14 protein-coding genes are annotated in these 13,492 nt (G+C 50.1%); 11 read left to right on the top strand and 3 right to left on the bottom strand.

Translation table 11 applies throughout. The features are described from left to right. Positions 1–125: 125 nt before the first annotated feature. Positions 126–1,721, top strand: a complete 1,596-nt coding sequence (locus CSR04_RS00295; RefSeq protein ID WP_102794240.1) for an esterase-like activity of phytase family protein — start codon at positions 126–128, stop codon at positions 1,719–1,721. Positions 1,722–1,974: 253 nt separating this feature from the next. Here the strand turns inward: CSR04_RS00295 and fusA are convergent, their stop codons facing one another. Next, positions 1,975–4,068 carry an elongation factor G gene (fusA, locus tag CSR04_RS00290; RefSeq protein WP_102794239.1) on the bottom strand — a complete coding sequence of 698 codons (2,094 nt, stop codon included), beginning with the start codon at positions 4,066–4,068 and terminating at the stop codon, positions 1,975–1,977. A 303-nt stretch (positions 4,069–4,371) separates the two neighbouring features. Here fusA and trhP point away from each other — a divergent pair, with 303 nt between their 5' ends. The 3 genes from trhP to CSR04_RS00275 all read left to right on the top strand — a co-directional run bounded on the left by trhP (position 4,372) and on the right by CSR04_RS00275 (position 6,426). Further along, positions 4,372–5,703, top strand: coding sequence for a prephenate-dependent tRNA uridine(34) hydroxylase TrhP (trhP, locus tag CSR04_RS00285; protein ID WP_102794238.1), 1,332 nt, complete (start codon positions 4,372–4,374; stop codon positions 5,701–5,703). A gap of 4 nt (positions 5,704–5,707) precedes the next feature. Beyond that, the gene (locus tag CSR04_RS00280) at positions 5,708–5,953 is read left to right on the top strand and encodes a YfhL family 4Fe-4S dicluster ferredoxin (protein ID WP_102794237.1); all 246 of its coding nucleotides are present in this window, start codon (positions 5,708–5,710) and stop codon (positions 5,951–5,953) included. Between the two features lie 80 nt (positions 5,954–6,033). After that, complete coding sequence (locus CSR04_RS00275; RefSeq protein ID WP_216362480.1) at positions 6,034–6,426, top strand: GFA family protein; 393 nt, start codon at positions 6,034–6,036, stop codon at positions 6,424–6,426. 35 nt (positions 6,427–6,461) lie between these two features. Here CSR04_RS00275 and CSR04_RS00270 read toward each other — a convergent pair whose 3' ends face one another. Together CSR04_RS00270 and CSR04_RS00265 are read right to left on the bottom strand one after the other, a co-directional pair. Continuing rightward, on the bottom strand, positions 6,462–7,475 hold the full coding sequence (locus CSR04_RS00270) for a GGDEF domain-containing protein (protein WP_102794236.1): 1,014 nt from the start codon (positions 7,473–7,475) through the stop codon (positions 6,462–6,464). 85 nt (positions 7,476–7,560) lie between these two features. Beyond that, entirely contained in the window at positions 7,561–9,714 is a 2,154-nt protein-coding gene (locus CSR04_RS00265; protein WP_102794830.1) for a GspE/PulE family protein, read from the bottom strand. Positions 9,715–10,117: 403 nt separating this feature from the next. Between CSR04_RS00265 and rpsJ the strand changes: the two genes are divergently transcribed. The 7 genes from rpsJ to rplV are packed head-to-tail and all read left to right on the top strand — an operon-like array spanning position 10,118 to position 13,483. After that, positions 10,118–10,429 carry a 30S ribosomal protein S10 gene (gene rpsJ, locus CSR04_RS00260; RefSeq protein WP_010179497.1) on the top strand — a complete coding sequence of 104 codons (312 nt, stop codon included), beginning with the start codon at positions 10,118–10,120 and terminating at the stop codon, positions 10,427–10,429. An 18-nt stretch (positions 10,430–10,447) separates the two neighbouring features. After that, positions 10,448–11,086, top strand: coding sequence for a 50S ribosomal protein L3 (rplC, locus tag CSR04_RS00255; protein ID WP_102794235.1), 639 nt, complete (start codon positions 10,448–10,450; stop codon positions 11,084–11,086). A gap of 17 nt (positions 11,087–11,103) precedes the next feature. Continuing rightward, on the top strand, positions 11,104–11,709 hold the full coding sequence (rplD, locus tag CSR04_RS00250; protein ID WP_102794234.1) for a 50S ribosomal protein L4: 606 nt from the start codon (positions 11,104–11,106) through the stop codon (positions 11,707–11,709). Then, entirely contained in the window at positions 11,706–12,008 is a 303-nt protein-coding gene (rplW, locus tag CSR04_RS00245; protein WP_102794233.1) for a 50S ribosomal protein L23, read from the top strand. Before rplD ends, rplW begins: the two co-directional genes overlap by 4 nt. A gap of 15 nt (positions 12,009–12,023) precedes the next feature. Next, on the top strand, positions 12,024–12,848 hold the full coding sequence (gene rplB, locus CSR04_RS00240) for a 50S ribosomal protein L2 (protein WP_102794232.1): 825 nt from the start codon (positions 12,024–12,026) through the stop codon (positions 12,846–12,848). 15 nt (positions 12,849–12,863) lie between these two features. Beyond that, positions 12,864–13,139, top strand: coding sequence for a 30S ribosomal protein S19 (rpsS, locus tag CSR04_RS00235; protein WP_102794231.1), 276 nt, complete (start codon positions 12,864–12,866; stop codon positions 13,137–13,139). 11 nt (positions 13,140–13,150) lie between these two features. Next, complete coding sequence (gene rplV, locus CSR04_RS00230) at positions 13,151–13,483, top strand: 50S ribosomal protein L22 (protein ID WP_102794230.1); 333 nt, start codon at positions 13,151–13,153, stop codon at positions 13,481–13,483. The last annotated feature ends 9 nt before the right edge of the window (positions 13,484–13,492 follow it).

The raw sequence follows: 13,492 nt of genomic DNA, 5'->3' as shown, positions 1-13,492 counted from the left end.
CGGAGCGTGGTGACTGCCGCGCATTTTTTCTCAGGCTTGCAATAAATCCTTCATTAATCAGTCACTAAAGTGACGTATTCGAACCCTACTCTGAGTTGTTTACAACCTTTGTAGGGACTCGAATAATGAAAAAGTTGGTGATTTCTGGATTAAGCCTGGCGGTGATGTTGGCGCTGGGAGGCTGTGACGACGGCGATGATGGTGCCCAAGGTGCGGCAGGCGAAAAAGGGGCGAGCGGTCTGAATAGCCTGGTCGTGCAAACTGAATTGGCTGCAGGAGATACGCAGTGTTGGATGGGCGGTGTACGCATTGACTCCGGCTTGGATAAAGACAGCAATGGCACATTGGAAAGTGCCGAAATCACTGATACGTCCTACGTTTGTCAGCCGGACAATTTCAGTTCCGCCGGTGTAACCTTGCCTTATTCTGTACTGCGCAACGATTTGCAAAATGGTGCCATTCCCGGTTCTACATTCGAGATCCGCAATGGTGGCTTTGGTTCTGACATGGACGGCCATCCCACCAACCCTATGCAGTTTTATGCGATCACTGACCGTGGACCTAATGCCAATTTCACCGGTGAGCAGGGCAGTGGCAAAATGTTCCCTACTCCAGATTATGTGCCACGTATCGGTTTGTTTGAGATTCAGGCCACGGGCAATATCCGTCTGCTAAAAACCATTCTGCTTAAAGACCGTGATGGCAATCCTATCAGTGGTTTACCCAATACAGCAGCGTTGGGAGGCACAGGTGAGACCCCTTACGATGCACAGGGTAATGTGATTCGGATGAATCCGGATTTACCTTATGATGCCAACACCAACCCCATCAAACTGGATGATTATGGTCTGGACTCGGAAGGCCTGGTTGCCATGAGTGATGGCAGCTTCTGGGTAAGTGACGAGTATGGACCGCATATGGTGCATTACAATGCCGACGGTGTGGAAATAGCGCGGATTAACCCTTTTGCCACGGACAGCCGCAATCTGTATAGCCTGCCAGCAGAGTTTGGCCATCGCTGGGCCAACCGAGGTATGGAAGGCCTGACTATCACCCCGGATGAGAAAACCCTGGTGGGCATTATGCAGTCCAGTCTGGACAATCCCACTAAGCATCGTACTGACCTGACCCGCATCGTCACGATTAACCTGGAAAGCGGAGCCGTGAGCCAGTACTTATATCGTCAGGAAAAAGCCCAGAATTCAAACTCGGCCATCAAAGCGCTGAGTGATACCAGTTTCCTGGTACTGGAGCGCGATGGCGCGTTTTACAACACCAATTCCAATGCCATGAAGCATGTGTATAAAATTGACATCAGCCAGGCGACGGATTTGGAAAGCATCACTGGCGGTGAGCTGGTCCAGGATGCTGAAGTCGGCTTATCGTTAAATGGTAAGAGCCTGGAGCAACTGATAGATGAAAACAGGCAGGATGGTAATACCGATGCCGGGTGGCAGTTACTGGCCAGTCATAATATTCAGCCTGTTGTAAAAAGCAGTCTGGTCGTGGATATGGTGGCCGAAGTTGGCTACCCTCACGATAAGATGGAAGGGCTATGGGTCATAGACGGACAACGTCTGGGGGTGATCAATGATGACGATTTTGCTACCTGGTCGAGCAATGGCGTGCTGGAACAAAAGTATCTGGACAGCAATCAATCCCAGATAGATGGCAACACCTTATATATTATTGACGGCCTGGATTTAGCCCCGGTGCAATAATTTCCCTGTGCCGTCATGACTGGCGGCATAATATTGCTGTGAAGATTAATTATTTTCCGATGAACTGCCAGCAATAGCTTCCATCGCAAACTGGTTGTGCTTGTCGGAGTGATTCAGTATGCCAGCAAGGAACTGGTAGATTTCGTCAAGCAAGCAGAATGGTCAAACGGCAGTGAGTGCGTTTCTATTTTGCAGATTTGCATAAAAAAATGCCGCTCAGTTGAGCGGCATTTTTGTGTCAGCGTCAGCCAGATTATTTCTTGGCTGCGGCTTTACGGGCTTTGGCTTCTTCGATGACCTTCTCAGACACGTTCTGCGGGCATGGCAGGTAGTGTGAGAATTCCATGGAGAACTGACCACGGCCAGATGTCATAGTACGCAGAGAACCGATGTAGCCGAACATCTCGGACAGAGGCACGTCTGCTTTGATACGCACGCCAGTTACGCCAGCTTCCTGGTCTTTGATCATACCGCGACGACGGTTCAGGTCACCGATAACGTCACCTACGTGATCTTCAGGAGTGAATACGTCAACCTTCATGATCGGCTCCAGCAATTGAGGACCCGCTTTTGGAATGGACTGACGGAAAGCGCCTTTAGCTGCGATTTCAAACGCAATGGCTGATGAGTCAACCGCGTGGAATGAACCGTCGAACAGTTCTACTTCCAGGTCCAGTACCGGGTAACCGGCCAGGGTACCTTCGTCCAGCATGCTCTTGAAGCCTTTGTCGATGGCAGGCCAGAATTCCTTAGGAACGTTACCGCCCACAACAGTGGAGCTGAACTTATAACCTGTTCCTGGCTCACCAGGACGGATACGGTAGTCGATCTTACCAAACTGACCAGAACCACCAGACTGTTTCTTGTGCGTGTAGGAGTCTTCTACGGCCTTGGTGATGGTTTCACGGTAAGCTACCTGAGGTTTACCTACAACCAACTCAACACCGAACGTACGCTTCAGAATGTCTACCTTAATATCCAGGTGCAATTCACCCATACCTTTAAGGATGGTTTCGCCGGAGTCTTCGTCGGTTTCTACGATAAAGGTCGGGTCTTCTGCGATCATCTTAGACAGTGCGTTACCCAGCTTCTCGGAAGCACCTTTGTCTTTTGGCGCAACGGCAATAGAGATTACCGGCTCAGGGAAGATCATAGGTTCCAGCGTACAAGGGTTGTTAGGATCACACAGCGTGTGGCCGGTTTTAACGTTCTTCATACCTACGAAGGCCAGAATGTCACCTGCCTGACAACCTGTCAGTTCGTTACGGTCATTGGCGTGCATTTCCACCATACGGCCGATACGCTCAGTTTTACCTGTAGCAGAGTTCAGGATGGTGTCACCCTTGTTCAGCTTACCTGAGTAAACACGTACGAAGGTCAGGGCGCCGAAACGGTCATCCATGATCTTAAATGCCAGGGCACGGAAAGGCTCATCAACAGATACAGTAGCAGTTTCGCCGGTAGGCTCACCGGTTTCTGAGTCAGTCATATCCTGAGGCAATACTTCGGTTGGGTTAGGCAGGTAGTCAACTACCGCATCCAGAACCAACTGCATACCTTTGTTTTTAAAGGCAGAGCCACAGAAAGTGGGGAAGAATGCCAGGTTGATGGTACCTTTACGGATACAACGCTTCAGGTCTTCGATAGAAGGCACTTCGCCATCCATATAAGCCATCATCAGGTCATCGTCCTGCTCAACAGCACTTTCTACCAGTTGCTCATGGTATTCATTGACCTGGTCAACCATGTCAGCAGGTACATCTTCTACCTTGTAGTTTTCTGGCAGGCCTGTGTCATCCCAAATATAGGCTTGCTTGGTCAGTACATCTACCACGCCAACGAAGTCATCTTCGCGGCCGATTGGCAGGGTCATCACCAGAGGGTTAGCACCCAGCACGTTTTTAATTTGCTTAACGACGCGGTAGAAGTCTGCACCCATACGGTCCAGCTTGTTGACGAAGATCAGGCGAGATACTTCTGAATCGTTAGCATAGCGCCAGTTGGTTTCAGACTGTGGCTCAACACCGCCTGAACCACAGAATACACCGATACCACCGTCCAGTACTTTCAGTGAACGATATACTTCAACAGTGAAGTCAACGTGTCCGGGAGTGTCGATAACGTTAAAACGGTGACCTTTCCAGAAGCAGGTGGTTGCAGCGGACTGGATAGTAATACCGCGCTCGGCTTCCTGTTCCATGAAGTCCATGGTGGATTCACCATCATGCACTTCACCTGTTTTATGGATCTTACCGGTGAGCTTCAGGATACGTTCAGTAGTGGTAGTTTTACCCGCGTCAACGTGGGCGAAAATACCAATATTTCTGTAGAGGGATAAATCTGCCATGGTTTCCTTCACAAAGTTTTAAGGGAAAAAAATCGCGCGCAAGTATACAGGAAAACGCAGTTAAAAACCCGTCTTCTGCTAAATAATTGCGCAAAAGTTATCGAATCCGTCAATGTCGACCGTCAAATATGCGCTTTGCACTTGTTTTGCCTGGTTTTAACCACCCTGCTTGTGTAACGGCCGAACCGGCTCATAGAGTTTAACCCAAGTTTATTGATCCGGATTAAATACTGCTACGGAAATCTGCTTTAGCATCCCCTGTAATTACAACCATTCATCTAATCGTTGCCAAAGGAGCCTTGTATGACGGCCTTAAAAGGCAAGCCCGAGCTTCTCAGCCCGGCTGGCAGTTTAAAGAATATGCGCTTTGCCCTGGCCTACGGTGCCGATGCTGTGTATGCCGGTCAGCCCCGCTATTCTCTGCGGGTCAGAAATAATGAGTTTAATCATGCCTTGCTGGCCCAAGCCATCGAAGAAGTGCACGAGCAGGGTAAGAAGCTTTACGTGGTGAATAACATTGCCCCGCATAACAGTAAACTGAAGACCTTTTTAGCCGATTTGCGCCCGGTGGTGGAAATGCAACCGGATGCACTGATCATGTCCGATCCCGGACTGATTATGCTGACCAGAGATACCTTTCCAAATATTGATATTCATCTGTCCGTGCAGGCCAATGCAGTGAACTGGGCCACGGTCAGGTTCTGGCAACAGGAAGGGATTAAACGGGTGATACTGTCTCGTGAGTTGGGGTTGGAAGAAATCGAAGAGATTCGTCAACGCTGTCCGGATATTGAATTAGAGGTGTTTGTGCATGGCGCCTTATGTATGGCGTATTCGGGGCGATGCCTTTTGTCCGGTTATATCAATAAGCGTGACCCCAATCAGGGCACCTGCACCAATGCCTGTCGCTGGAAATATCAGGTGCAGGGTATGCAACAAGGTGGTTGTGCAACTGACGCTCAAGGGCAGTTTGCACAGGCATTCTTGCAGGAAGAGTTGCGCCCGGATGAACTGATGCCGGTATTCGAGGATGAACACGGCACCTATATTATGAATTCCAAGGATCTGCGCGCCATTCAGCATGTGCACAAGCTTGCCGAAATTGGCGTGGATTCGTTAAAAATAGAAGGGCGTACCAAGTCTTTCTATTATTGTGCTCGTACCGCACAGGCGTATCGTCGTGCCATAGACAGTGCGGTCAGCGGTCAGGCCTTTGATCCCGGGCTGATGTCTGAACTGGAGAAGCTGGCTAACCGCGGCTATACCGAAGGTTTCTTGCGCCGCCATACACATGACGAATATCAGAATTACACCGAGGGCAGTTCAATCAGTGATACGCAGCAACTGGTGGGCGAAGTGCTCAAGCAGTTGGGTGACGGCCAACTGCTGATTGAAGTAAAAAACAAATTTATGCTGGGCTGCAGTCTGGAATTAATGACACCAAGCGGTAACTGCGACTTTGTGCTGACCCAGATGCAATCCGAGTCAGGCCTGCCGATGCAGGTTGCACCCGGCGCAGGTTACAGAGTTTGTATCACTGCACCTAAAGGCATGGATGTTAGTTACGGTATATTAATGCGTAACTTGCCGCAGCACAGTTCCACCAGGCAGCCCTTTTACCAGTTCGGGAGTTAATCTTATGGCGCTACATATCACTCAGGAATGCATTAATTGTGATATCTGTCCGATGGAATGTCCGAATCAGGCCATCAGCATGGGAGCAGAGTTTTATCAGATAGATGTGAATCGTTGCACGGAATGCGTGGGACATTATGATGAACCACAATGCGTGGCTTGTTGCCCGGTGGATTGTATTGAACCTGACCCAATCCATAAGGAAACTCAGGAACAGCTTTACGATAAGTTTCTGGCTCTGCACAGTTAATATGTTTGTCTTTGGCTGAAAGGCCATGGCGCTTGTGCGGGTCTAATGTGTTTCCTATTGCATGTTAAAGAAAGGAAGGGATGGTGATTAAAGGCAGTTGTTTGTGTGGGCAGGTCAGTTATCAGATCAATGGCCCGGTCGGCGAGATTGTGCACTGCCATTGCCGAACCTGTCGCAAGGCCCATGGCGCGGCTTTTTCCAGCGTGGCGTCGGTACAGGACCGGGATTTTCAGCTCAATGGCGGGGCGCTGCTTAAGTCATTTGAATCTTCACCAGGCAAGCGCCGCTTTTTTTGCACAGAATGTGGCACGCAGATTTATGCCAAGCGTGACAACACTGAACATGTGATTTTACGCCTGGGATCACTGGATGACGATCCGGGCAGTCGGGAAACTAAGCATATCTGGGTGGCGGATAAAGCCAGTTGGTATGCACTCAGGAGTGATATTCCCTGTTTCGGGGCGTTTGAATAAGCAGGCCGAAGCAATGCGGCACTTCGTCAGTGCGGTTAACCCAGCGGCATTACCCTGTTGCGTCCCAGGGTCTTGGCCTGGTACAACTGCTTGTCTGCCTGTTCAAGTAAGTCACTTCTACGCATGGCGCCGCTGAATTCCGCCACACCAAAGGATGCACTGATACCGTCCAGGCTCTTGCCGGTGCGTCTGTCCACCACACTGACCTTTTCAATGGCGCGGCGCATCACTTCAGCCTGGTGAATGGCCTGTTTGAGCTTACTGTCTTTCAGCAATACAGCAAATTCTTCGCCACCAAAGCGGAAAGCACTGGCATTGTCCCTGCAACTGTCTTTCAGTTTCTTGCCAACCGCTTTTAATACCCGGTCGCCCATTTGATGGCCAAACTGATCGTTAATCGACTTAAAGTGGTCGATATCCACCATCACCAGACAGGTGCCTTTATCGGGCTGCATCACTTTTAATTCTTCATCCAGATAACGCCGGTTGTAGAGGCCGGTCAGAGCGTCAAATAATGCGTTTTGTTGGCTGTCTTTCAATTTAGCCCTGAGTTCGCTGATTTCCTTTTCAGCGCTACTCAGAGCGGCCGTAAAGTCCAGCGTACTGCGTTTGATATGCTGGGTTTCCTTTACCAGGGAACGCACCAACTGCATCACTTCCTCAACCGACCAGCCTTCGCGTTCCACTTTGTCTAAATCTGACAAGCGATTGTCTATCGCTTGCTTAAAGTTCTGCGTATCGCTGCGGGTATCGCCAAGTGATTGCGACAATTCAATCAACATGGCCTCTACCGTCTGGCGCAATTGCCAGGCCTCTACTTCCTGTGTATCTGCCAGATGCTGGCGATACAGTTCCTGAATCTTTGCCGCAGAAATTGGCTGATTGTTTACCGTCAGTTTGTCCACTTCCGCGTTCAGCGGCGCAGACTGATTGCTGGCATAGGTGTACCAAAGCGCATAATTGGTGGGGATGGCGGAAATCTGATGTTTAATCAGCAGTGGGATGGTTTGTTTAAGTACCTGAAAAGACTTTTCCAGCTCGTCCGCCATTTTTTATTCTCAGTTGGGCGCCTTGGATAAGGCTAGTGTAGCAGAGACATTGCCTTCAGATCGCCAAGCCATGAACAACTTGGGGTCATTCGGTGCCACTGATAATCTGTACCTGTGCAATATCTGTGTCGCCTTTAAGTACCTTATAAATACCGTCCTGGGTTAAGGTGCGCATACCGTCTTTCATGGCCTGCTCCTTCATGGCCGACACTGCCGCTTCCTTATATACCAAGGCGCGTAGTTCCGGGGTCATAGCCAGCAATTCATGCACGCCAGTACGACCTTTGTAGCCAATATCGCCACAGGCTTCGCAACCCTTGGCCCTGAACAGTTTCAAGGGTTTTGGCAGGTTTAATTCATCAAGATATTCCTCGCCATACTGCCTGTGAATAAAGCCCAGGTCGGCGTCGGTTGCTTGATACTCTTCCTTACAATTCGGGCATAAGGTCCGGATCAAGCGTTGCGCCAGGATCCCCACACAGGCATCAGAGAAGTTCACCGGGTCCAGTCCCAAATCCAACAAACGAGTAATGGTTTCTGGCGCTGAGTTGGTGTGCAAAGTGGATAACACTAAGTGACCGGTTAGCGAAGCTTCAATACCGGCATGGGCGGTTTCTTTATCCCGCATTTCACCGATCAGAATAATATCCGGGTCGGCCCGCAAAAATGCACGCAAGGCATTGGCAAAGGTAAAACCAATTTTAGGGCTGACCTGTACCTGTTGCAGGCCGGCCTGGGTGATTTCCACCGGGTCTTCCGCGGTCCAGATTTTCTTTTCCGGGGTGTTCAGGTCACCCAGCACCGCGTGCAGCGTGGTTGTTTTACCTGAGCCTGTAGGCCCTACCACCAGAATGATACCGTGAGGCTTTTTAATCATTTCCTTCAGGCGGGCCGCATTACCTGGTGCCAGATTCAGTTTGTCCATGGGCATAGCGCCGCCGGATGCCAGGATCCGCATCACCACCCCTTCACCGGCGACAGTGGGAATTGTGGCCACACGCACTTCCACCAATTGCCCTGACATCTTGACGGCCAGCTTGCCGTCTTGGGGGACCCGCTTCTCGGCGATATTCAGATTAGCCAGAATTTTAATCCGCGCCACCACCGCATTGTGGTGTGAAGCAGGGATTTGGGTAATGTCGCGACACACACCATCAACCCGCATTCGTACCCGGGTTGGGCCATTCTTTTCAGCATCTACGTGAATATCTGAGGCATTCAGGCGCTTGGCATCATGCAGGATACGGCTAACCAGCCTGACCACCGCTGGAGCATCGTCTGACAAATCTTCCTGCTGTTCTTCCAGGTCATCGCCACCGCCGCCTATTTCGTCAAGGATTTCATCCATTTCCCCCGGTGCCACTGCGCCACCGCCGCTTTCGCCGAGATATTGCAATACCTGATTAGGCAAAGACACATGAATATCATAACTGTCGATACCCAAAGCGCTTTCAATCTCCATCAGCAGCGCAGCGTTGTTGGGTTCTGCCATCAAAATAATGGGATTGTCTGAGACGTCGGCCACCACCGCCACGTAATTGCGCTTAAGGTAAGACAGATTCAGCTTACTGTTGCCCTGATAGACGTGGTACTTATCTGGCAAGTAGGGTAGGTAGGGGACCTGATAATGTACAGACAGAGCGTGCCCCAATTCATTCTCGGCGATTCGATGTTCGCTGATTAAACGCTGTACCAGTTGCTTGGGGTCTTTACAACTTTCCAATAGCGCGTCAAGGTTGGCGTCCGAGATCAATTCCTTGTGCACCAGATACTGGAAGGGTTTGTTAGTACCGCCCAGTTCAAAGCGGAACTTTTCCCCTATCATACCGCCCAGTTGATTGGCCAGTTCCAGATCATCAGAATTAAAGTCGCCCTGGCGTTTATTAATAATCTGCATAACGCCCAACAGAACGCCGGCATTCATGACCGGCACACAAATAATATTGCGGGTAATAAAGGAAGAAGACTTGTCGAATTTGTCGGCAAAGCGCAAACGGGGGTGGATAGCGGCAAGTTCTTCGGCGTTATAAGGGTCGGAAATCAGCAGGGGCAATTGGCTTAGTGCCACATAACCGGCGATGGACTGCGGTGTAATAGGTACTTTAATTTCACGAATTTCACGGCCGGTTTTAAAGCGCGCGACCAAATCCTGATGTTGCCGGCGACGCTGGAAAATACTCATACGCTCGGCATCAAACATGCCCAGTACGATAGGCTCGAGTTTTTCGTAGGCGTCCATCAGCCCGATATTATCGTCCAGTAACTGGCGAATCTGGGTAAGCTGGCGGTCGGATTTGTTCGTGATCATGTTTTACAAAGTTATCATGGACTTACTATCTTAATGCTACTATAGCCGACAGCTATGGCGCTGAATATAGCGAAGCGGCATTTTATCCCGATGGGCGGCGACTGATACTGCTATCAAAATAGTGATATTTTGCATGATTGAGGTTGCATAAAAATCCCGCATAGGTATAATTCGCGCCCACTGCCAAAAAGGCATGCGTCTTCAAATTGAAATTTTCGATTCGAAGATGAATACAAGACCCTAATTTTGGGTCGGCGGTTTACACCCATCCTCCCCCTGGTTATTCAGGTTGGTGAGGGTGAATTTTTTTGTTCTTTTGATTGGAGCTTGGTCGATGCCAAATCAAAGAATTCGCATTCGTTTGAAAGCGTTTGATCACAAGTTGATCGATCAGTCTACGGCTGAAATCGTTGAAACTGCCAAACGCACTGGTGCTCAGGTTAGCGGTCCTATTCCTCTACCTACCCGCAAAGAACGCTATACGGTTCTGATTTCTCCTCACGTAAACAAAGATGCGCGTGACCAATATGAAATCCGTACCCATAAGCGTCTGGTGGACATCATCGAGCCTACTGATAAAACAGTAGACGCGCTGATGAGGTTGGACTTGGCTGCCGGCGTTGATGTTCAAATCAGCCTGGGCTAACAAGAGAGGGTTTTAACAATGGCGATTGGTATAGTCGGTCGTAAAGTAGGTATGACCCGCATCTTCACTGAAGATGGCGTGTCCATCCCTGTGACTGTTATCGAAGCAACGCCTAACCGCGTCACTCAGTTGCGTACTGAAGAGAAAGACGGTTATCGCGCATTGCAAGTCACTGCAGGTACCAAGAAAGCTAACCGCGTTACTAAAGCTGAAGCAGGTCACTTTGCTAAAGCTGGTGTTGATGCGGGCCGTGGCCTGTGGGAATTCCGCCTGAATGACAATGAAGGCGAAGGCATTGAAGTCGGTAGTGAAATCACTGTTGAAATCTTTGCTGAGAATGCCAAGGTTGACGTAATCGGTACCTCTAAAGGTAAAGGTTTCGCCGGTGCGATTAAACGTTGGAACTTCCGTCACCAGCGTAACTCGCACGGTAACTCTTTGTCTCACCGTGCCCCTGGTTCTATTGGTCAGAACCAGTCACCTGGTAAGGTTTTCAAAGGCAAGAAGATGGCTGGTCACTTAGGTGACGAGCAGGTCACTGTGCAGTCTTTGGAAGTTGTACGTGTTGACGCTGCCAACAACCTGTTGTTGGTTCGTGGCGCAGTACCCGGTGCAACAGGCGGCGATCTGATCGTCAAGCCTGCGGTTAAAGCGTAACGTCTGGGAGAATAGTGATGGAATTAGTATTGAAAGACGCGAACAGCGCTCTTGAAGTATCCGAAGCTACCTTTGGACGTGAGTTTAACGAAGCTCTGGTACACCAGGTAGTTGTAGCTTACGGTGCTGGCTCTCGTCAGGGCACTAAAGCGCAAAAAACACGTTCTGAAGTTAGCGGTGGCGGTAAGAAGCCATGGCGTCAAAAAGGTACTGGCCGTGCCCGTGCCGGTACTATCCGCAGCCCAATCTGGGTTGGTGGTGGTCGCGCCTTTGCAGCCAAGCCTCGTGACTTTGATCAGAAAGTAAACAAGAAGATGTACCGTGGTGCTATCAAAAGCATCCTGTCTGAACTGGTTCGCCAGGAGCGTCTGATTGTTGTTGAGAAATTCGGTGTTGAAGCACCTAAGACCAAGGAACTTTTGGCTAAGCTGAAAGCTTTGGATCTGAAAGACGTGCTGATCGTGACTGCAGAAGTAGACGAGAACCTGTTCCTGTCTGCCCGCAACCTGTACAAGGTTGACGTGCGTGATGTAGCCGGTATCGATCCTGTCAGCCTGATCGCGTTTGAAAAAGTGTTGATCACTGCCGATGCAGTGAAACAACTTGAGGAGGCGTTGGCATGATAAACGAAGAACGTCTACTGAAAGTGGTTTTAGCGCCACACATCTCTGAAAAGTCTACCATGGCTGCCGAAGGCGCCAACACTGTGGTTTTCAAAGTTGTGAAAGACGCGACTAAAGCCGAAATCAAACAAGCGGTTGAGAAACTGTTTGAAGTTGAAGTCGATGCAGTTCGTACCGTTAACGTGAAGGGTAAAACCAAACGTCACGGTATGCGCATGGGCAAGCGCAGCGACTGGAAAAAAGCTTACGTACAGCTGAAAGAAGGTCAGGACATCGACTTCGTCGGTGGCGCTGAATAATAGGGGGATTTAGACATGCCATTATTGAAAGCGAATCCAACTTCAGCCGGTCGTCGTCACGTTGTTCAGGTTGTTAACCCTGATCTGCACAAAGGCGCACCTTACGCCCCATTGCTGGAAAAAAACAGCAAAACTGGTGGTCGTAACAACAATGGTCGCATCACTGTGCGTCACATTGGTGGTGGTCATAAGCAGCACTATCGTGTTATCGACTTCAAACGTAACAAAGACGGTATCCCTGCTGTAGTTGAGCGTCTGGAATATGATCCAAACCGTTCTGCCAACATCGCACTGGTATTGTACGCAGACGGTGAGCGTCGTTACATCCTGGCTCCTAAAGGAATCAGCGCTGGCGATCAACTGTTGTCTGGCTCTGCTGCGCCTATCAAGGCGGGTAACAGCATGCCAATGCGCAACATGCCTGTGGGTACCACTGTACACGCAGTTGAAATGAAGCCTGGTAAAGGCGCGCAGTTGGCGCGTTCTGCTGGTGCTTATGCTCAGATTCTGGCCCGCGACGGCGGTTACATCACTCTGCGTTTGCGCAGCGGTGAAGTACGCAAAGTTCTGGCTGATTGCCGCGCCACCATTGGTGAAGTAGGCAACGCCGAGCACATGCTGCGTCAGTTGGGTAAAGCGGGTGCACAGCGCTGGCGTGGTGTTCGTCCGACCGTTCGTGGTGTTGCCATGAACCCGGTTGATCACCCGCACGGTGGTGGTGAAGGCCGTACCTCTGGTGGTCGTCACCCAGTTTCTCCTTGGGGTAAACCTACCAAGGGTAAGAAGACCCGTAGTAACAAGCGTACCGATAAACTCATCGTACGTCGTCGTAATAAGTAATAGCGAGGATTCACCATGCCACGTTCTCTCAAGAAAGGTCCATTTATTGACCTGCACTTGTTGAAGAAGGTAGAGACTGCGGTGGAAAAGAACGAGCGTCGTCCAATCAAAACTTGGTCACGCCGTTCCATGATCATCCCAAATATGATTGGGTTGACCATTGCAGTCCATAACGGTCGCCAACATGTTCCAGTACTGGTTACTGATGAAATGGTCGGCCACAAGTTGGGCGAATTTGCGCCAACGCGTACTTACCGCGGCCACGTCGCGGATAAGAAAGCTAAACGTTAAGGGGTAGGATAATGGAAGCATTAGCTAAACACCGTTTTGCCCGTACGTCGGCTCAAAAAGCACGCCTGGTTGCGGATCAAATTCGCGGAATGCACGTTGAGAAAGCTCTGGAGCTTCTGACTTACAGCCCTAAGAAAGCGGCTGGTCTGGTTAAGAAAGTTCTGGAGTCTGCCATCGCCAATGCTGAGCATAACGAAGGTGCAGATATCGACGAGCTGAAAGTCGCGAAGATCTTCGTCGACGAAGGCCCGACCATGAAGCGGATTAAGCCTCGTGCTAAAGGCCGTGCGGACCGTATTTTCAAGCGTAGCAGTCACATCACTGTTGTTGTGGCTGATAACTAGGAGTAGATA

Source organism: Bowmanella denitrificans, assembly GCF_002887595.1.
Classification (GTDB): Bacteria; Pseudomonadota; Gammaproteobacteria; order Enterobacterales; family Alteromonadaceae; genus Bowmanella; species Bowmanella denitrificans.
Note: the sequence above shows the minus strand (reverse complement) of the source record. Positions and strands in the feature narration are given on the sequence as shown.